This is a genomic window from Pseudomonas fluorescens NCIMB 11764 (assembly GCF_000293885.2).
Taxonomy (GTDB): Bacteria; Pseudomonadota; Gammaproteobacteria; order Pseudomonadales; family Pseudomonadaceae; genus Aquipseudomonas; species Aquipseudomonas fluorescens_B.
This window is the reverse complement of record NZ_CP010945.1, coordinates 4039246-4057624: the sequence shown is the minus strand read 5'-3', so window position 1 is coordinate 4057624 and position 18379 is coordinate 4039246. Positions and strand designations below refer to the sequence as shown.

Sequence of the window (18379 nt, the reverse complement as noted above, 5' to 3'; positions counted from 1 at the left end):
ACAATAAGAGTGAATACTCGTGATGAACCTGCCCTCCCCGATCCGCGTCGCCCTGGTCGACGATCACTCTTTGGTCCGCGACGGGATCAAGGCGCTGCTGTCTGTCATGGCCCCGCTGGAAGTGGTCGGCGAAGCCGAGAATGGCGCGGACGCCATCGAGATGGTCGGGCGCTGTCAGCCGGATCTGTTGCTGGTCGATATCAGCCTCAAAGACATGAACGGCCTGGAGCTGACCCGGTTGCTGCGCAGCCAGTACCCGTCGCTCAAAGTGCTGGTGCTGAGCATGTACGACAATTACGAATACGTGAGTGAGTCCGTTCGCTCAGGTGCCAGCGGCTATGTGCTGAAGAATGCGCCGTCACGGGAAATCATTGCGGCTATCGAAGCCATTGCCAGCGGCGGGACGTTCTACAGCGCTGAAATCGCCCAGCGGCTCATCGCCGATAAAAGTACCGACAACGAGCTGACGCCCCGTGAAAGTCAGGTGCTGTACAAAATGGCGCAAGGGATGAACAACAAGGAAATGGCCCGCGACCTGGACATCAGCGTGCGCACCGTAGAAACCCATCGCCTGAGCATCCGCCGCAAACTCAACATCGACAAACCGGCGGCGCTGGTGAAATACGCGATCGATCACGGGATCATTTCGCCGTAAACCACGCAAACACCACCGACACACCTACTTGCCGGAGACCGCTGTGCCGCCCTTGACCGCCCGTGAGATTTACCAGCTGTTGCGTGATGCCGCTCTGGAGGTTCGCCCGCTGCGACTATCGGGCGAACCGGCCGAGCCCGGCGTGGTGCAGGTCGATATCGAGGGCTGGCGTCTGACCCTCGATGTCGACGGCACCCACCTGCGCCACTGCCAGCATTGCCAGAGCCCGGATGGCCGCGAGGGCAGCTTCGACAGTTGGCAACGTTACGGCACCGACCCGGTGAGTTTGCTCAGCGGCTGGGAGCAGGCACAGATCGAGCGTTTGCTGAGCGCATTCAAAACCGCGGTTTAAGCGCTTTCCAGTCCGGTTTGTAGCGCTGCATCTGTTTCACGTCATCGCGCTGACGAATGCCGCAGGTCAAGTATTGATCATGCAACTTGCCGAGCTGATCCTGATCCAGTTCCAGGCCCAGCCCGGGTGCACGGGTGATTTTCACGCAGCCATCGACAATCGGCAGCTTGCCGCCCTTGATCACTTCTTCATCCGGCTCCTGCCACGGGTAATGGGTGTCGCAGGCGTAATCCAGATTGGGCACCGCCGCCGCCACATGCGCCATCGCCATCAGGCTGATGCCCAGGTGCGAGTTGGAATGCATCGACACGCCGAGACCAAAGGTGTCGCACATTTTCGCCAGCGCCTGAGTGTCACGCAGACCACCCCAGTAATGGTGATCGGCGAGGACGATCTGCACGCTGTTCAACGCCACGCTACGGCGGAACTCGTCGAAATCGGTGACCACCATGTTGGTCGCCAGCGGCAAACCGGTGCGTTTGTGCAGCTCGGCCATGCCGTCGAGGCCCGGCGTCGGGTCTTCGTAATATTGCAGGTCATCGCCCAGCAGCTCGGCCATGCGAATCGAGGTTTCCAGTGACCAGTTGCCGTTCGGGTCGATGCGCAGCGGATAGCCGGGGAAGGCTTTTTTCAGCGCCTTGATGCACGACACTTCATGCTCCGGCGGCAACGTGCCGGCCTTGAGCTTGATGCTCTTGAAGCCGTAAGCCTCGATCATCCGCCGCGCCTGGGCGACGATCTGCTCTTCGTTCAGCGCCTCGCCCCAATTGTCTGGCTTGTAGGGTGAATCGACGTGTTGCGCGTACTTGAAAAACAGGTAGGCGCTGAACGGAATCTCATCGCGGATCGCCCCGCCCAGCAGGTCCACCAACGGCACGTTCAACGAATGTGCCTGCAAATCCAGGAACGCCACTTCGAACGCCGAATACGCGTTGCTCACCGCTTTGCTGGCGTGTGAGCCCGGCGCCAGTTCGGCACCGGCAATGCTCGCGGGTTTGTTCGCCGCCACGGTGGCCTGGACGATGCGGCGCAGTTGATTGAGATTGAACGGGTCAAGGCCGATCAGTTGCGATTGCAGTTGTTGCTGGATCAACAGCGCCGGCGCATCGCCGTAACTTTCACCTAGGCCGATGTAGCCATTGTCGCTTTCGATTTCGATGATCGAGCGCAGCGCGAAAGGCTCGTGAATCCCGCTGGCATTGAGCAGCGGCGGATCACGGAAAGCGATGGGGGTGACGGTGACTCGTTTGATTTTCAAGAGGCTGCTCCCTTTGGATCAGGTTTCAAAGCGGGGTGACTTAAAGAGGTGGGCGCTGCTGCGGTATCGACCGGTTTCCCCTTCAGCACGTTGTGTGCATCGCCCCGCGGTGCCGTGCGGGCAAAGAAGATCACCACTGCCGCCACCAGTGAAGTGGCTGCCAGACCGTAGAGGCCACCTTCGATGGATCCGGTTTTTTGCTCGAGTAAACCGAACGCCGTCGGCGCCACAAAACCGCCCAGGTTGCCGATAGAGTTAATCAACGCGATCACTGCCGCCGCGATGCGTGCGTCCAGATAGCCTTGGGGAATCGGCCAGAACAACGCCGAGGCAGCCTTGAAGCCAATGGCCGCAAAACAGATGGCGACGAAGGCGAAAATCGGCCCGCCGGTGGTGGACATGAACATGCCGAACGAAGCAATCACCAAGGTCAACGCAACCCAGGCCTGCTGGTGTTTCCATTTGCTGGCCATGGCGGCGAAGGCATACATCGCGACGATGGAAATGATCCACGGAATCGAGTTGAACAGGCCGACCTGGAAGTCGCCGAGGTTGCCCATTTTCTTGATCATGCTTGGCAGCCAGAAGGTGGCGCCGTAGATAGTCAGGGCGATGGAAAAATAGATGAAGCAGAACAGCGCAATCTGCTTGTCAGCCAGCAATTTGAACATCGACGGCTTTACTGTCTGCGTGGCTTCACGGGCCTGCTGCTCCAGCGCGATGGCGCTCACGAGTGCGTCCTTTTCTTCCGTGCTCAGCCAGTTCGCCTCACGCGGATGGGACTGCAACCAGAACCAGACAAACCCGCAGAGCACGATCGAGGCAAAGCCTTCGATCAGGAACATCCACTGCCAGCCGTGCAGGCTGAAACCACTGACGTTCAGCAAGGCACCGGAGACTGGCCCGGAAATCACCGAGGCAATGGCCGAGCCACTGAGGAAGATCGCCATGGCCTTGCCGCGTTCGGTCGACGGCAGCCATTGGGTGAAGTAGTAAATGATGCCGGGGAAGAAACCCGCCTCGGCTGCGCCGAGAATGAAACGCAGCACATAAAAGCTGGTTTCGCCGCGCACGAACGCCATGGCCATGGCGGCCGCACCCCAAGTGAACATGATGCGCGTCAGCCAGGCGCGGGCGCCGTAGCGTTGCAGCAGCATGTTGGAGGGGACTTCGAAGATTGCGTAACCGATGAAGAACAGCCCGGCGCCCAGGCCATAGGCGGCGGCGCCGATGCCCAGGTCAGTTTCCATGTGGCTGCGCACGAAGCCGATGTTGACCCGGTCGATGTAGTTGACGATGAACATCACCACGAACAGCGGCAGCACGTGGCGCTTGACCTTGGCCGCTGCGCGGGCGAGCACAGTCGGGTCCGGCGGACTCTGGAGGGTATTCAAGGGGCGACTCCCGTTCATTGTTTTTTTAGGGACGGGCCGATCATGGACGCGGACATTGATCCCGTCTAATCTAACTTGGCATTCGATTGATACCTGGATTAGATCAATGTTCGAACTGACGCAATTGCGCTGCTTCACCACGGTGGCGACCGAGCTCAATTTCCGCCGCGCCGCCGAACGGTTGAATATGACCCAGCCGCCGCTCAGCCGGCAGATTCAACTGTTGGAGCACCATCTGGGCGTCGAGCTGTTCACCCGCACCACCCGCAGCGTCGCCCTGACCGCCGCCGGCCGCGCGTTCTTTATCGAAGCGCAGAACCTGCTGGAGCGCGCCCAACAAGCCGCCGCCACCGCACGACGCTTCGCCGAAGGCGATATCGGCACGGTGAACATCAGTTTCGTCGGCAGTGCGGTGTACGAATTCCTGCCCAAGGTGATTGCCGAAGCGCGGCTCAAACAACCGCAGGTGAAAATCGACCTGTCGGAAATGAACACCTACCAGCAGCACGAAGCCTTGCGTGCCCGCCGTATCGATCTGGGCATCGTCCGTGCGCCATTGCTGGAGCCGGGTTACGCCACCGAATGCCTGGTGCGCGAACCGTTTGTCCTCGCTGTGCCCAGCAACCACCGGCTGGCCAGCACTGAAATCGTGTCGGTCAACGACCTCGATGCCCAACCGTTTCTCATGTACTCCCACGCCGCCTACCCGCCGTTCAACGAACTGCTGACCGGGATGCTGCGCTCGGCCCGCGTCGCCCCGGAATACGTGCAATGGCTCGGCTCGTCGCTGACGATTCTGGCGCTGGTCAACGCCGGCATGGGGTTGGCGCTGGTGCCGCGTTGCGCCAGCAGTGTGGTGTTCAAGAATGTGGTATTTCGCGATATCGACCTGGGCGAAGGGGTGCAGAGCGAATTGCATCTGATCTGGCGGGAGAACAATGACAACCCGGCGTTTGCGATGTTGCTGGAGGGGATTCGCACGGCGGTGCGGGAGGGTTGGGGCGCGTAGATAGCGGGCGAGAGGTGTGGATCTTGCTGGCTGGCAAAACAGCATCGAACGGTACGTCCGTCAGACGCGTGGCGGCCCCGGTAAATATGCCCTCCTGCGCCGTGAACCTTGTTTGAACTCCCCAGTCTTACAGCGGCGCCAATTCCTCCCCTAATCGTTGTCATCTCTTCAGAGCTGTCCCTCCATGCGCCAAACCGACCACGCCTTGCGCCTGACTTCGCTGTGCCTGTTCACCCTGCTTTCTTTTACCACCCGCCCCGCCCACGCCGGCGCGGAACGGCAACTGGTGGAAGCCATCAACGATTACCGTGCACACCCGCAGCGCTGCGAGCGGCGTCCCGCCCAACGTTTGTCACCGTTGACGCTGAAATCCAACCTGGCCTTGCCGATCGGCTACGGCGGCGGCTTGCGGGACCGGTTGAAAGCTTCCGGTTATCAGGCAGTGACCGTGCGCACCCTGCGTGTGGTCGGCGCGCAAGATGCCGAAGAGGCCTTCGACCTGCTGCAAAGCGACTACTGCATGGCATTGCTGGACAGCCAATACGCCGATATCGGCGTCAGTCGCAGCCGCAGCGAATGGCAAGTGGTGCTGGCGCGGCCAGTACTGGACAGCCAAATGGACGACACACGAGCCGTCAGCCGGGCCTTGCTCGCCCAGGTCAACGCCGCGCGGGCCAAACCGCGCCTCTGCGGGCGTCAGCGTTTCGCCGCCGCCCGACCACTCGCCTGGAACGCCAGCCTCGGGGCCGCAGCCCAGGGCCACAGCAAGGCAATGGCCTACGGAAATTACTTCGCACACCGCGATCCCGACGGTGATACGCCCGCCGACCGTGCAAGAGCGGCCGGATTCCGTGGCCGCCAGATCGGCGAAAACATCGCCGCGGGGCAAGGCTCACCGAGCAAGGCAATGGCAGGCTGGCTCGCCAGCCCCGGACACTGCGCCAACTTGATGAGCCCGCTGTTCACTCAAGTGGGAGCCGCCTACGCGACGGATTCGCGCAGTGACGAAGGGGTTTACTGGACGATGCTGTTTGGAGCGCCTTGAGGCCGGTAACGCAGTGAGCGTCATGCAGGCCGGCGTACCGTCCTCACCTTCCCGCTGCCACCGCCGCCGCAGAAAAACTGATCGCCGCCATCTGACTCAAGTCCCGATACGCCGACTCCGGTCGGCATCTTGACGCTCTGCAGCACCTCCCCGGTTTTCGGATCGACGCGACGCAGTTCGCTCTCGTCGCCTTCCCACGTCCCATGCCAAAGCTGCCCCTCCACCCAGGTCACCCCGGTAACGAAGCGGTTGGACTCGATCGTGCGCAAAATCGCGCCGGTCTCGGGATCGAGCTGGTGAATTTTCCGGTCGCGATACCGCCCCACCCACAGTGTGCCTTCAGCCCACGTCAGCCCGGAATCATTGCCGCCGCCCGGTGCGGGAATGGTATTGAGCACCTTGCCGGACTGCGGGTCGATTTTCTGGATGCGGTCGGCGGCGATCTGGAACAGGTGCTGGCCATCGAACGCCGTACCCGCATCCGCGGTGACATCGATTGAACGCAAGGTCTTGCCGCTTTGCGGGTCGAGGGCGATGAGTTTTTCGCCACTGGCAAACCAGACGCGCTCACCGTCCCAGGTCACGCCATGCACGCTGTCGACGCCGGTGAACGGGCCATACTCGCGGAGGATTTCTGCGCTTGAGTGTTTCATTTCGGTTTCCTCATCAGGGGTTCGTGAGGTCCATCCTAGTCACTCGGCAGGGGCGCCGGGAGTAACAAGGTCGTCGCGAAACCCGGCATCGGCGGGGTCATCCAGCGCCGGGCCCGGCCACGTCCGAATGGCTGCACTTTTCCGGCCGCCGCCAGCGCGTCGAGTGCGCGCTGCACCGTGCGCTGACTGGTGCCGAGGGCCAACGCCAACGCTGAACTTGACCAGGATTCGCCGTCGGCGAGCAACGCAAACAGCGCCGCGTATCGTTCTTCGATCGGGTGCGCCAGCACCACCACGTCGGATGAAACCAGCGCCACCAGCGCAAACCCGTGTTGGGTGGCGACGACACCCGCCAAGGGTTTCAGCGCCGCGCGCAGGCGCCCGACTTCAACACGCAAGCGCGCTCGATGGGACTCGTCCGATAGCTTCAGGCGAAACGCCCGGCGAATCAGTGTCTCCCTCGATACGTCCGCCGGCCAGGTTTCGGCCAACGCCCGCGCGAGGGTGAACAGCACCGGGCGCCTGGCCAGGGAAACCGACATGCCGGCGCCGCGCACGGCATAACGGCAGGCGTCCACCACCAACGCGGTCGACCCGAGCACCGCTTCAACTTCATCCAGTAACAACGGTCGCTCTTCGCCATGGGCGATCAGACGCGCTGTCGGGGAATTCAGGACGAGAAAGGCGTTTTCGACCTCGGCAGTGAGCGCCGGGATACCCGCCTCGCGCGCGGCATGCTCGGCCCTCGTCAGGGCATGCCGGGCCGTTTGCGATTGCAGGCGACGGATCGCAATACCCGCCGCCACCAATTCATGGGCGGCGCGTAAAACCGGTGGCAGCGTTGCAGGGTCCAGCGCAGCGAGCAGAGCGTCAGCCTCGTCGAGGCGCCCTATCAGCAACAGTCGCCGAATCTGCAGATACCGCGCGTGAGCGGCGTTCACTCGATCCCCGTGCGCCTCCAGCGTCACCCGTGCGGCTTCGAGCGCCTTCACTGGCCAGCCCAGGTCGCGCGAAGCCAGCGCAATTTCGGCCTCGGCCACCACGCACCGCGCCCGCGCCAATGCCTCTTTCGGCCCGTATGCACGTGCGGCGCTTTTCACCAGCGCTTTCGCCCGAACCAGATCGCCGAGTTGCGCCATGGCGATACCGCGCAACGCGAGCGCGGGCGCATCGTCACGCAACGCCACCCGGTCCAGCGCTCCGAGCGGGTCGCCCGCCGCCAGTGCCCGCGCGGCAGCTGTGATCAATGAGTCCATAGGAGTAGCGCCACGGTTGTCGCTCCTGTCGTTCGATAACCTTGGTTAGTCTAGTCACGCGACAGGATGAGCACGGGGCGGGATTGTTTGCGCTTGTAAGGGGATGTCCGAGGGTCAGGCGTGGGTCAGCAACCGCATGTTCAACAGTGCGACCCGACGACCATCCGGCGAGAGCCGTTCCTCAATACCGAACGGCATAAATCCGAGCTGCGGATACAGCAGCAGTCCCGCCGTGTTTTCGTTGAAGCATGAAATCTGCACTTCACTGGCCTGGTGACGATCGATCGCCAGCCCCACCATCGTCTCCACCAGAAATTTCGCCACGCCCTTTCCCCGGGCCCTGGGTGCCACGATCACATTGCCGATCGCGCACACGCCTTCTCGCTCAAACCTGTAAAAGTTCGCAAAACCAATCACAGAGCCATCCTCTTCAACCACCGTTGAGTCAGAACGTTGGGCAATCGATGCAAGTAATTGGGCGTCCGTCAGCGGGTACTGCCCCTTCGGAAACATGAAAAACAGTTCTTCAGGGGTTTGCGGGAAATTGCAGATCGCCAGAACATCTTCAGCGCGTACAGGGCGGTGAGTGAGGGGCATGATTCGGCTCCATCCAAATGTCGGTGTGACACATTACTGATTGCAGGCTCCGAATTAAAGTGGCTGCATGCGGACAGTTTGCTAACCATGAAACGCAAAAAGCCTCGCCCTCTCAGAGAGGACGAGGCCTTTCGGTGACCACCGATCAACCGGCGTTCAGCAGCACCGCGTCGTGCAACTGCGTTTGCCGTAGCGTGCTTCCTGACGTTCACGAAAAAAAGCTGAATAGCTCATGACCGATTCGTCCGGATGATTGCGCTTCATCTGCGCGACGTAGTTGTCATAATCCGGAACGCCCACCATCAGGCGCGTGCTCTGGCTGAGGAACCTGGCGGCAAGCTGCAGTTTGCGGAACATGGCAAAAGCCTCTTTGAGGGTTGGACGGTCCCATGAAACCGCACTTATGTATCTGAATTGTGTCCGCGACCGGGGAAGTTGTCAGTTAAGTGACTGAACGAACCCGGTAAACCGGCAACCGGGTCACAGAACCAACCGGCGGTAATCCGCCAGCACACTGCTCAGATACGCGTTGAAACGCCCCGCCGCCGCGCCATCGATCACTCGATGGTCCCAACTCAGGCTCAACGGCAGAATATTGCGCGCGACAACCTGCCCGCCCTCCAGCGCGAGTCGTTCCGTGCTTTTGCCCACCCCGAGAATGGCGACTTCCGGCGCATTGATGATCGGCGTGAAATACGTCCCGCCAATACCGCCCAACGACGAGATCGAAAAGCAGCCGCCACTCATCTCGGCAACGCTCAATTTGCCCCCCCGCGCCTTTTCAGCCAGCACCGACATTTCCCGGGCAATCGCCAGCACGCCTTTCTGATCGACGTCCTTGATGACGGGGACGACCAACCCTTCAGGCGTATCGGCGGCGAAACCGATGTGGCAATAGCGCTTTAACACCAGGTCGTCGCCTTTGAGACTGGCATTGAACTCCGGGAATTTTTTCAACGCGCCGGCACAGGCTTTCATCAACAACGCCAGCAACGTCAACTTGACCCCGCTGCCGGCCTTTTCCTTGTTCACCTGCACGCGGAATTGTTCGAGCTGCGTGATATCGGCGTCGTCATGATTGGTCACGTGGGGAATCATGAGCCAATTGCGATGCAGGTTCGCCCCGCTGATTTTGCGGATTCTCGACAGTGTCCGGGTTTCCACCGGCCCGTATTTGGCAAAATTCACCACCGGCCAGGGCAGCAATCCGCCTAATGGCTGAACACCGGTTTCAGTTACTGTCAGTACGCCTTTCACATGGGCCGACACGTCGGCTTTGGTGATGCGACGACGTAGACCCGTGCCCTGAATGGCCTTGAGCGAAACACCCAACTCACGAGAGAACTTGCGAACCGACGGCGATGCCAGCGGCAAGTCCGTTGGCGGATCAAACGCTTCGATGAGCAACGCTGGCGCAGCCACCGACAGAGGCGCCGCGACCGTTGCAACGGGCTCTATGCTGGGCGCAGACGTCGCCAATCGCCCTTCATTTTCGATAAAGGCAATCGGCGATCCCTCGCTGACTTTGTCATCCAGCCTGACCACCAACGATTGCAACACACCCGTCTGCGGCGATGGAATTTCCATGGACGCCTTGTCGGTCTCGACGATGATCAGGGTCTGCCCTTCGACCACCGCATCGCCCACCTTGACCGGTATTTCTATGACACCGACATCTTTGGCATCGCCAATGTCGGGCATTCGCACTTCATGCACATTCTTCATGACCATTTCCTGATAATTCGACTCGACCTGAAGCCCGGCTTCAAGCTTCCCAAGGCGCGATGGCGTCCACATCAATCGCGTAGCGCGCAATCGCTTCGGCGCACACGCCAACATCGAGGAGTCCTTCCTGAACCAGTGACGTCAGCGCGCTCAAGACGATCTGATGGCGATCCACCTCGAAAAACGCGCGCAGCCTGCCGCGGGTGTCACTGCGGCCGAAACCGTCGGTGCCAAGCACCGTGTAACGCGCCGGCACATAACTGGCGATCAGTTGGGGCAAGGCGCGGACGTAATCGGTAGAGGCGATGATCGGCGCCGCGTCGTTGAGCGATTCCTGAACGTGGCTGCGCCGCGCCGGTTGTCCGGGATGCAGGCGATTCCAGCGCTCCACTTCGCGGGCCTCGCGGGCCAGTTCGGCGAAACTGGTGACGCTCCACACCTCGCTGTCGATGTTCCAGTCGCTGGCCAGCAACTCGGCTGCCGCGATCACTTCAAGCAGGATCGCGCCGGAGCCCAGCAACTGGACGCTGCCGCGTGCATCCTCGACTTCGTGTCGGGCGAACAGGTACATGCCTTTGATAATCGCCTGTTCGACACCGTCGGGAAGGTTGGGCTGCGGGTAGTTTTCGTTCATCAGCGTGACGTAATAGAACTCATCGACCTGGCGCTCCAGCATCTGGCGCATGCCGTGATCGAGGATCACCGCAAACTCACCGGCGAACGCCGGATCGTAGGCACGGCAGTTGGGCACCATCGCTGCCATCAGGTGGCTGTTACCGTCCTGGTGCTGCAGGCCTTCGCCACCCAGCGTGGTGCGGCCCGCCGTGGCGCCAAGCAGGAACCCGCGTGCCCGTTGGTCAGCCGCCGCCCAGATCAGGTCGCCGACGCGCTGGAAGCCGAACATCGAGTAGTAAATGTAGAACGGCAGCATGGGCAGGCCATGCACCGAATAGCTGGTCGCCGCGGCGACCCAGGAACTGATCGCGCCAGCTTCACTGATGCCTTCTTCGAGAATCTGGCCATCCAGGGCTTCCCGATAACTCAGGATCGAACCGATGTCCTCCGGTTCGTAACGCTGGCCCACGCTGGAGTAGATGCCGATCTGTTTGAACAGGCTGGCCATGCCGAACGTGCGCGCCTCATCCGCCACGATCGGCACGATGCGCGGCCCCAGTTGCTTGTCCCGGAGCAAACCGCTGAGCATCCGCACGAACGCCATGGTGGTGGACATTTCCTTGCCTTCCGCGGCAATGGCGAACCCGGCGTAGCTGTTGATATCGGGCACCGCCAATGACGCCGACGTTGTCGGTCGCGACGGCATGTACCCGCCCAATGCCCGGCGACGTTCATGCAGGTAACGCATTTCGGCGCTGTCGTCGGCGGGCTTGAAGAAGCTCAGCGAGGTGGCCTGTTCATCGGTCAGCGGCAAATTGAAACGGTTACGGAAGGCGATCAAGGCCTCCTTGTCGAGTTTCTTCTGCTGGTGCACGGTCATCTTGCCCTGCCCGGCGTCGCCCATGCCGAAGCCTTTCTTGGTCTGCGCCAGAATCACCGTGGGCTTTCTGCCCTCACGCATCGCGCTGTGGTAGGCGGCAAAAATCTTCACCACGTCGTGGCCACCGCGCTTGAGGCGGTCGATCTGTTCATCGGTCAGGCCCTGGGCGAGATGCGTCAGGGCTTCATTCTGGCCAAAGAACTGATCGCGGTTGAAGCGCCCGTCTTTGGCGGCAAAGGTCTGGAACTGGCCGTCGACCGTGGCGGACAAGGCCTTGACCAACGCACCGTCGTGATCCCGGGCAAACAGGCCGTCCCAGTCGGAACCCCAGACCAGTTTGATGACGTTCCAGCCAGCCCCACCGAACAGCGCCTCCAATTCATCGATGATGCGACCGTTGCCCCGCACCGGACCGTCCAGCCGCTGAAGGTTGCAGTTGACCACCCACACCAGATTATCCAGCCCTTCACGCGCCGCCAGCGTCAGGGCCGACATGCTTTCCGGCTCATCCATTTCACCGTCGCCAAACACGCCCCAGACGGTGCGCCCGGCGGTGTCTTGCAAGCCGCGGTGCTCCAGGTATCGCATGAAGCGCGCCTGGTAGATCGAGCTGATCGGGCCGATGCCCATCGAGCCGGTCGGGAACTGCCAGAAGTCCGGCATCAACCACGGGTGCGGGTAACTCGAGAGGCCTCGGGCACCCTGGGCGCGCGCGCCGATCTCTTGTCGATAATGCTGCAGGTCCTTTTCCTCGAGGCGACCTTCCAGAAAGGCCCGTGCATAAACGCCCGGCGCGGAGTGCGGCTGATAAAACACCAGATCTCCGCCGCTGCTTTCGGTACGCGCCTTGAAGAAGTGGTTGAAGCCCACCTCGAACAAGTCCGCAGCACTGGCATAACTGGCGATGTGGCCACCGAGTTCCCCATAGGCCTGGTTGGCCCGGGCTACCATGACCAGCGCATTCCAGCGCATGATCGAGGCCAGGCGTTCTTCCATCGCCAGATCGCCCGGAAACACCGGCTGCTGCTCAACGCTGATGGTATTGACGTAGGGCGTGCCGTGGCGTGGCCGCCAGTTCATCTCGGCAGTGCTGGCCAGCGCCACCAGCATGTCCATGATCTGCGCGGCTTGCCCGGCACCGCCATGGGCGATGACCGAGAGCAAGGCATCCCGCCATTCAGCGATTTCCTGGGCATCTTCAGCGGTCTGGCCCGGCAATTGGGCATGAATGTCGGACGGGTTCATGGGCAACTCCTGCAGGTGTCGGGAAACACTTCAAGGTGGCGCGAATGGCTGGCTCGGGCGAGGCTTTTGACGTGCTCCATCGCCTCGAGGATGGAACGCTCCGCCGAGACGACATTCGCCGTCTCGACATGGATCATCGCAACATTGTCAAAACAGCTGAAGCCCTGGTGGATCAAGTCAATATGATCGCTTTCAAGTCCGGACGCGATGACGACAATACGCGTGCAACTTGAAGGCTCGCGCATCCATTTCATGGCTTTGCGACAGTCGGCAGTTTGGCTCATAGGCTTCGCCTTTCTTGTTTGGGGGTGGCTGATTGCTAAATGCCGCAGCGTTCCTGCAGCACGCTTTTCGCCAGGCTCCGGGTGGCCGATAGAACCGCTTCCACCTGTCGGTCCATCGCCGCGCTGGAGGACGCTACTTCTCCCAGTTCGACGACGCGCAACGGGTGACCACAGACAGAGCCCAGCCAGGCCAGGCCAGGGGCCGCGCCGACTTCGACGTCCAGTAAAAAGCTGCCTTTGGAAACGTAGCGCAGCAATTGACTGGCGTCACACGCGTCGACTCGCGTCGATTGCCCGGGGTTGAACCCGACCCGCAACCAGTCGAGCATCAATTCCCGGGATTGCTTGACGGCCAGATAAGCCACCTGATCCCAGTCATCGATCGCCATGTGCAGCTTGTCGATCATGTATTTGGGCAAAGCGGCGCTGGTGACGATGACCACCCCGGCCTCCGCCGACGGTTCCTTGATCCAGACTGCGGATTGCGATGTCGCATGCATGGCGTTACTCCCAGCGGTTGAACGGTCCCTTCCCACAGTTTTTTCAGCCGTTGCGGAACAGGAAACTGTAGGCATTCAGCGCCGGTACCCCGCCCAGGTGCGCGTACAGCACTTTCGAGCCTTCAGGGAATTCGCCACGGCGGACCATTTCAATCATCCCGTGCATGGATTTGCCCTCATACACCGGGTCAGTCAGCACGCCTTCAAGACGCCCGCACAGACGAATGGCTTCCAGCGTGCCATCGTTCGGCAAACCGTATTCCGGATAGGCGAAGCGCGTGTCGAGCACCACATCCTCTTCGGTGATTTCGCGACCCAGCTCCACCAGTTCAGCGGTGTGCCGGGCGATACGCAGGATCTGCGCCTTGGTTTTTTCCGGTTTGGCCGAAGCGTCGATACCGATGACGTTTTTCGAACGGCCGTCGGCGGCGAAACCGACAACCATGCCCGCCTGGGTACTGCCGGTCACGGAGCACACGACGATGTAGTCGAATTTGAAGCCCAGTGCCTGTTCCTGCTGCCGGACTTCCTCGGCGAAACCGACGAAGCCGAGGCCGCCATAAGGATGCTCGGAACAACCCGCCGGAATCGGGAACGGCTTGCCGCCCCGCTCCACCACGTCGCTCATGGCCTTCTCCCAGCTGGGCCGAATGCCGATGTCGAACCCGGCGGCGTCCAGTCGTACGTCGGCGCCCATGATGCGAGACATTTCGATATTGCCGACCCGGTCATACACGGCGTCGGAGTAGTTCACCCAGTTTTCCTGGACCAGCACACACTTCATGCCCAGGTGGGCGGCGACGGCAGCGACTTGGCGGGTCTGGTTCGACTGGATCCCGCCGATGGACACCAGGGTGTCGCAGCCCTGCTCGATGGCTTCAGGAATCAGGTATTCGAGCTTGCGCGTCTTGTTGCCGCCAAAGGCCAGGCCACTGTTGCAGTCTTCGCGTTTGGCATACAGCTCGACCTTGCCGCCCAGGTGTTCGCTGAGGCGTTTCAAGGGCGTGATGGGAGAAGGACCGAAGGTCAGCGGATAACGTTTGAAGCGATTCAGGTTCATGACTTTGCTCCTTGATTATTGGATATCCAAGCGCCAGACCGAAAGACAAAAAAACGGCATTTCCAGGCTGTTTCAGGCGACTTCGATGAGTTCAATATTAAGAACAAAGCGAAAAATATGTGTTGCAAGTTTCAATCCATTAAAGAAACATCAATCAATATTTATTACTTCAAACAGACTTTTATTGTGCGGAAATGACTATGAGCGCAACAAATAATCACAAGAAGCCCGGCACTCCAGGTGCGGAGCCGCTCACGCTGGACCGGACCGACCGCGCCATTCTCAAGACCCTGCAGCGAGACGCCTCCATCTCCAATGTGGCGCTCGCCGAGAAGGTGAAACTGAGCGCCCCCGCCTGCCTGCGGCGAGTCGAACGCCTCAAGCAGGCGGGCCTGATCAAGGGCATTGTCGCGCTGCTGGACAACGACGCGCTGGACGCGGGGATGGTGGTGTTGATCGGCGTGGTGCTGGACCGCTCGACGCCGGAATCCTTCGCCGCCTTCGAAGCCGCGGCACAGAAAGTGTCCGGGTGTATGGAGTGCCATGTGGTGACGGGGGAATTCGACTACTTCATGTTGATCCGCACCAAGGACAGCAACAGCTTCAACCGGCTGCACGCCGAGCAGTTGCTTTACCTGCCGGGGGTTCGGCAGATTCGCTCTTTCATGGGGCTGCGCCAGGTGTTGTCGACCACACACATCCCCATTTGAGGGTCATATCAATCCGAGCGTCAGCGCCTTCAGTGTCGCGGCCGCACGGGTCGTGCACTGCAATTTGCGGAACACACTCTCGACATGGGTGCGCACCGTGCTCGGGCTGATGCCGAGTTGGCGCGCCACCTCCTTGTTGCTGCCGCCCATGCTGATGCGTTGCAGGATTTGCGTCTCGCGGTCGCTCAGCAGGCTGGCATTTCCCCTGGGTGCGACGACGCTCTCGCCGCGAGCCGCCGCGATGACCGCCTGACAGGCCTGGGGGTCGAAACGCCCCCGCGCGGCTTCGTCGAGCAAGAGACGCTCGGCGTCACTGTCGCTGAAGGCCGCACGCCACGGCCGGTCGCCACGTAATGCCTGCCAGACCAGCGTGGCCGCCAGCAAACGCTGTTCGGCGGGCAAGGCATCGCCCTCAAGGCCACGGAAGTAGCCACTGCCATCCAGTCGTTCATAGGCATTCGCCGCCAGCCGACCCGGCGCCGTCAGTTCGGGAATCTGGCCGCAAGTGCGCGACGTCCAGTAAGGCACCAGCCGGACCTGTTCGAGATCACCGTCCAGCAATACGCCCGGCGTGTTCCAGATTCGGTTGGGCACCGCCGCCCGGCCGACGCCATGAATCAGCGCGGCTTTCGCGGCCTGGTCAGCCGACTGGTCCGACAAGCCCCACAACCTCGCGGCCTCCCTGACCAGTTCGGCCGACCGGCGTGAGTAGCCCGCCAACCAAGGCAGCTTGAGGTCGATCACATCCCCGACCAGCGTCAGCGCAACCTGCCCCTCGCTTCGATGCGGTTGCGAACGAACGTCTTGCGGCACGCGCAACGATTCCAGCCAGTCTTTGGCATTGAGCGCGAGTTCGGCGGCCAGCGATGCCGGGTAGCGACGATCGCCCTTGGTCGCGATCCACTCCAGTGCCGCCTCCAGTCCGTGAACCCGGGAGAGGATTTCCAGATCACCGGCCAGCAACACTTGATAGACCACCTCAGGCACCTCGGGATGGCGCAAGCCAAAGGGTTTGCCTTCACCGTCGAACTGCTCGAACACATGTCGCAGCCCATGTTCGACCGGTGCGCTCAGGCCCAGCGTGTGTGCGATATCGCCCGACACCTCGCAATGCACCACGGCCAACGGCGCCGATTTGCGCATCGCGCGCAGGCCTGCCGCGCCCAGTGTCTGGCTGAGCATGGCGTTGCGGCCTTCGACGTCATCGCCCAGCAAACGGGTAAAACCCTCGGCATTGGCCGTACACCCTGACCAACGCAGCAAGGCCACTTGCCGTGCAACCTCAGTGTGTTCACCGGCACCGTGGCACGACTGCGCGAGCAACTGCACCAGGCGAGCCGTACGGCGTGACTGGTCGAAGGGCTGGCCCATACTCAAATCGCCGACCATGGACAACGCCAGGATCGCACTCTCCAGCTCGATGCCGTCACTCTCGCGCATGACTCTCCCCTTTCTTCGAATGATGTTTGGCCTGCCTCGGATAAACGACCGATACCGGACCGCCCCCGTATTCCTGAAACTGCGTCACACCAACCACAGGAGTTCCAACCATGTTCAAACCCAAGGCTATCGCCCTCGCACTCGCCATGACCACTTCATTGTTCGCCGTCGGCAGCCAGGCCGCCGCCCCGCAACCGTCGGTGGTGATCGTACACGGTGCTTTCGCCGACGGCTCCGACTGGGGCAAGGTTGTTCCGCTGCTACAGGCCGAAGGCATCAAGGTTACCGTGGTGCAAAACCCGCTGACTTCCCTGGCCGATGACGTTGCGGCCACGCAGCGCGTGTTGAACAATCAGGACAATGGCGTTGTGCTGGTCGGGCACTCCTGGGGCGGTACAGTCATCAGTCAGGCCGGTACTGACCAGAAAGTCCGTGGCCTGGTGTACGTCGCTGCGTTCGCCCCGGATGCGGGCCAGGCCAGTAAGGATCTGGGCAAAGACTTCCCGGCGCCGCCCGGCGTGAAAGACATCGCCGCTGATAAAAACGGTTTTCTCTACATGACCCCCCAAGGCATGGCCACCGGCTTCGCCCAGGATCTTCCCGCTGCACAGACCGCCGTCATGGCCGCCACGCAGGGACCGATTCGTGCCTCGGCATTCGACGACAAAACCAGCGTCGCTGCCTGGAAAGGCAAACCGACCTGGTACGTCGTTGCTCGCGACGACCGCATGATCCAACCGGATCTGCAGCGTGCGTTTGCCAAGAAATTGAAAGCGCAGGTCACCGAAGTCCAGGCCAGTCATGTGCCGCAGCAGTCGCGTCCGGCCGACGTGGCCAAGGTCATCATCCAGGCGGTGCACGAGACTCAGGACAAGACTGCGGAAGTGACGGATGCAACCCAGCAGTCTCATGGGCCGCAAAACACCAGGAACGGGGTTTGAGCAGGCCACTTTGACGCACAAAAAAGCCGCGAATATCGCGGCTTTCTCGTTCTCAGCGTGAAGCTTTTTCCAGCGTCCAGCCCAGCACATCCAAGGCATCACAGCCGTCCTGGACGAGCATGTGTGCGGCGTTGGCGAAATGCTCCAGGTCATGACCCTCGGCTTCTCTGACGCAAAGGCAGGAAACACTGTTGAGCAGATTACGCGCAGCTTTTAGTCGGTGGACGGCGGTTTCAAGAAGATCGGAAGCGCGGGCTTCGGTGTCGATGTACAGCGTCGGGCCGACGCTGAAGTTGCCTTGGAGCGGGTGGAATTTAGGCATGGCGTGAATCTCATCTGATAAGTGAAGCTCCCACCCTTTCGCGGCTAAACGAATTTGGGTGGTAGCTATGCGCGGGTTAGCCGACCGGACAGATGAACCCGGCACACCCGAAGGTGTCCCACGCACAGCCACCATAGACATGTAGATTCTAGGCAGCAAAAAACGCCGCGATTATACGGGCGCTTGTGCATCATCTGATACGACCGGCTAAAGTCGATCACCGATTCGTCGGCGACGGGCGAACTATAGGCGAGCCTTAAGCGAAGAAAAACCCGGTTTATGCGTCTCGGAGACGTCCTTCACCTTTCTCGGAAATGCCTCGTTCCTCGATTTTTCTCCCTCGTGGATAGATCAAACTTCTTTTAGAACGTCACGGACCGGCCAGTGCACAAAATCCACAAGATGCCCTCGTCGAACAAAAAAAGGCGCGTACCTCGC

At 61.1% G+C, this 18379-nt stretch carries 19 protein-coding genes; 6 read left to right on the top strand and 13 right to left on the bottom strand.

The features are described 5' to 3' along the window. Positions 1-22 precede the first annotated feature (22 nt). Positions 23-655 (top strand): response regulator, encoded by a 633-nt coding sequence (locus tag B723_RS18725; protein ID WP_017339266.1) that lies wholly within the window; start codon positions 23-25, stop codon positions 653-655. Between the two features lie 43 nt (positions 656-698). Beyond that, a complete protein-coding gene (locus B723_RS18720) occupies positions 699-1007 on the top strand; it encodes a DUF7693 family protein (RefSeq protein WP_017339267.1) in 309 nt (102 codons plus the stop codon). Here the strand turns inward: B723_RS18720 and B723_RS18715 are convergent. Beyond that, on the bottom strand, positions 991-2265 hold the full coding sequence (locus B723_RS18715; RefSeq protein WP_017339268.1) for a glucarate dehydratase family protein: 1275 nt from the start codon (positions 2263-2265) through the stop codon (positions 991-993). The two genes, B723_RS18720 and B723_RS18715, sit on opposite strands and share 17 nt — an antisense overlap. Further along, positions 2262-3659 (bottom strand): MFS transporter, encoded by a 1398-nt coding sequence (locus B723_RS18710; protein WP_017339269.1) that lies wholly within the window; start codon positions 3657-3659, stop codon positions 2262-2264. Before B723_RS18710 ends, B723_RS18715 begins: the two co-directional genes overlap by 4 nt. Positions 3660-3765: 106 nt before the next feature. Between B723_RS18710 and B723_RS18705 the strand changes: the two genes are divergently transcribed. Next, positions 3766-4668 (top strand): LysR substrate-binding domain-containing protein, encoded by a 903-nt coding sequence (locus B723_RS18705; RefSeq protein ID WP_017339270.1) that lies wholly within the window; start codon positions 3766-3768, stop codon positions 4666-4668. A 184-nt stretch (positions 4669-4852) separates the two neighbouring features. Next, positions 4853-5713 (top strand): CAP domain-containing protein, encoded by an 861-nt coding sequence (locus B723_RS18700; protein WP_017339271.1) that lies wholly within the window; start codon positions 4853-4855, stop codon positions 5711-5713. 20 nt (positions 5714-5733) lie between these two features. On the opposite strand, the gene B723_RS18695 is transcribed toward B723_RS18700, so the two are convergent. The 9 genes from B723_RS18695 to B723_RS18655 all read right to left on the bottom strand — a co-directional run bounded on the left by B723_RS18695 (position 5734) and on the right by B723_RS18655 (position 14528). Next, positions 5734-6366, bottom strand: a complete 633-nt coding sequence (locus B723_RS18695) for a glutaminyl-peptide cyclotransferase (protein WP_017339272.1) — start codon at positions 6364-6366, stop codon at positions 5734-5736. 35 nt (positions 6367-6401) lie between these two features. Then, entirely contained in the window at positions 6402-7622 is a 1221-nt protein-coding gene (locus tag B723_RS18690) for a hypothetical protein (RefSeq protein ID WP_017339273.1), read from the bottom strand. A gap of 114 nt (positions 7623-7736) precedes the next feature. Continuing rightward, entirely contained in the window at positions 7737-8219 is a 483-nt protein-coding gene (locus B723_RS18685; protein ID WP_017339274.1) for a GNAT family N-acetyltransferase, read from the bottom strand. Positions 8220-8375: 156 nt separating this feature from the next. After that, the gene (locus B723_RS18680) at positions 8376-8576 is read right to left on the bottom strand and encodes a YbdD/YjiX family protein (protein ID WP_017339275.1); all 201 of its coding nucleotides are present in this window, start codon (positions 8574-8576) and stop codon (positions 8376-8378) included. A gap of 123 nt (positions 8577-8699) precedes the next feature. Continuing rightward, on the bottom strand, positions 8700-9944 hold the full coding sequence (locus tag B723_RS18675; RefSeq protein ID WP_017339276.1) for a dihydrolipoyllysine-residue acetyltransferase: 1245 nt from the start codon (positions 9942-9944) through the stop codon (positions 8700-8702). A gap of 40 nt (positions 9945-9984) precedes the next feature. Continuing rightward, on the bottom strand, positions 9985-12684 hold the full coding sequence (gene mdeB / locus B723_RS18670) for an alpha-ketoglutarate dehydrogenase (RefSeq protein ID WP_017339277.1): 2700 nt from the start codon (positions 12682-12684) through the stop codon (positions 9985-9987). Continuing rightward, entirely contained in the window at positions 12681-12968 is a 288-nt protein-coding gene (locus B723_RS32360; RefSeq protein ID WP_080995133.1) for a hypothetical protein, read from the bottom strand. The genes mdeB and B723_RS32360 overlap by 4 nt, the downstream gene beginning before the upstream one ends. A gap of 35 nt (positions 12969-13003) precedes the next feature. Beyond that, positions 13004-13468: a hypothetical protein gene (locus tag B723_RS18660; RefSeq protein WP_017339279.1), complete on the bottom strand. Its 465-nt coding sequence runs from the start codon at positions 13466-13468 to the stop codon at positions 13004-13006. A 43-nt stretch (positions 13469-13511) separates the two neighbouring features. After that, entirely contained in the window at positions 13512-14528 is a 1017-nt protein-coding gene (locus B723_RS18655; RefSeq protein ID WP_017339280.1) for a 1-aminocyclopropane-1-carboxylate deaminase, read from the bottom strand. A 200-nt stretch (positions 14529-14728) separates the two neighbouring features. Between B723_RS18655 and B723_RS18650 the strand changes: the two genes are divergently transcribed. Beyond that, entirely contained in the window at positions 14729-15238 is a 510-nt protein-coding gene (locus B723_RS18650) for an Lrp/AsnC family transcriptional regulator (RefSeq protein ID WP_017339281.1), read from the top strand. A 3-nt stretch (positions 15239-15241) separates the two neighbouring features. On the opposite strand, the gene B723_RS18645 is transcribed toward B723_RS18650, so the two are convergent. Then, entirely contained in the window at positions 15242-16678 is a 1437-nt protein-coding gene (locus B723_RS18645; protein WP_017339282.1) for an HD domain-containing phosphohydrolase, read from the bottom strand. A gap of 110 nt (positions 16679-16788) precedes the next feature. Between B723_RS18645 and B723_RS18640 the strand changes: the two genes are divergently transcribed. Next, entirely contained in the window at positions 16789-17619 is an 831-nt protein-coding gene (locus tag B723_RS18640; RefSeq protein WP_017339283.1) for an alpha/beta hydrolase, read from the top strand. A 52-nt stretch (positions 17620-17671) separates the two neighbouring features. Here B723_RS18640 and B723_RS18635 read toward each other — a convergent pair whose 3' ends face one another. Next, on the bottom strand, positions 17672-17941 hold the full coding sequence (locus B723_RS18635; protein WP_017339284.1) for a hypothetical protein: 270 nt from the start codon (positions 17939-17941) through the stop codon (positions 17672-17674). Positions 17942-18379 lie beyond the last annotated feature (438 nt).

Excerpts from the sequence above, each read along its gene's own strand:
- B723_RS18680 (WP_017339275.1), bottom strand. The coding sequence starts at position 8,576 with ATGTTCCGCAAACTGCAGCTTGCCGCCAGGTTCCTCAGCCAGAGCACG.
- B723_RS18660 (WP_017339279.1), bottom strand. The coding sequence starts at position 13,468 with ATGCATGCGACATCGCAATCCGCAGTCTGGATCAAGGAACCGTCGGCG.
- B723_RS18725 (WP_017339266.1), top strand. The coding sequence starts at position 23 with ATGAACCTGCCCTCCCCGATCCGCGTCGCCCTGGTCGACGATCACTCT.
- B723_RS18685 (WP_017339274.1), bottom strand. The coding sequence starts at position 8,219 with ATGCCCCTCACTCACCGCCCTGTACGCGCTGAAGATGTTCTGGCGATC.
- B723_RS18705 (WP_017339270.1), top strand. The coding sequence starts at position 3,766 with ATGTTCGAACTGACGCAATTGCGCTGCTTCACCACGGTGGCGACCGAG.
- B723_RS18650 (WP_017339281.1), top strand. The coding sequence starts at position 14,729 with ATGAGCGCAACAAATAATCACAAGAAGCCCGGCACTCCAGGTGCGGAG.
- B723_RS18640 (WP_017339283.1), top strand. The coding sequence starts at position 16,789 with ATGTTCAAACCCAAGGCTATCGCCCTCGCACTCGCCATGACCACTTCA.
- mdeB (WP_017339277.1), bottom strand. The coding sequence starts at position 12,684 with ATGAACCCGTCCGACATTCATGCCCAATTGCCGGGCCAGACCGCTGAA.
- B723_RS18675 (WP_017339276.1), bottom strand. The coding sequence starts at position 9,944 with ATGAAGAATGTGCATGAAGTGCGAATGCCCGACATTGGCGATGCCAAA.
- B723_RS18655 (WP_017339280.1), bottom strand. The coding sequence starts at position 14,528 with ATGAACCTGAATCGCTTCAAACGTTATCCGCTGACCTTCGGTCCTTCT.
- B723_RS18645 (WP_017339282.1), bottom strand. The coding sequence starts at position 16,678 with ATGCGCGAGAGTGACGGCATCGAGCTGGAGAGTGCGATCCTGGCGTTG.
- B723_RS32360 (WP_080995133.1), bottom strand. The coding sequence starts at position 12,968 with ATGAGCCAAACTGCCGACTGTCGCAAAGCCATGAAATGGATGCGCGAG.
- B723_RS18700 (WP_017339271.1), top strand. The coding sequence starts at position 4,853 with ATGCGCCAAACCGACCACGCCTTGCGCCTGACTTCGCTGTGCCTGTTC.
- B723_RS18695 (WP_017339272.1), bottom strand. The coding sequence starts at position 6,366 with ATGAAACACTCAAGCGCAGAAATCCTCCGCGAGTATGGCCCGTTCACC.
- B723_RS18690 (WP_017339273.1), bottom strand. The coding sequence starts at position 7,622 with ATGGACTCATTGATCACAGCTGCCGCGCGGGCACTGGCGGCGGGCGAC.
- B723_RS18635 (WP_017339284.1), bottom strand. The coding sequence starts at position 17,941 with ATGCCTAAATTCCACCCGCTCCAAGGCAACTTCAGCGTCGGCCCGACG.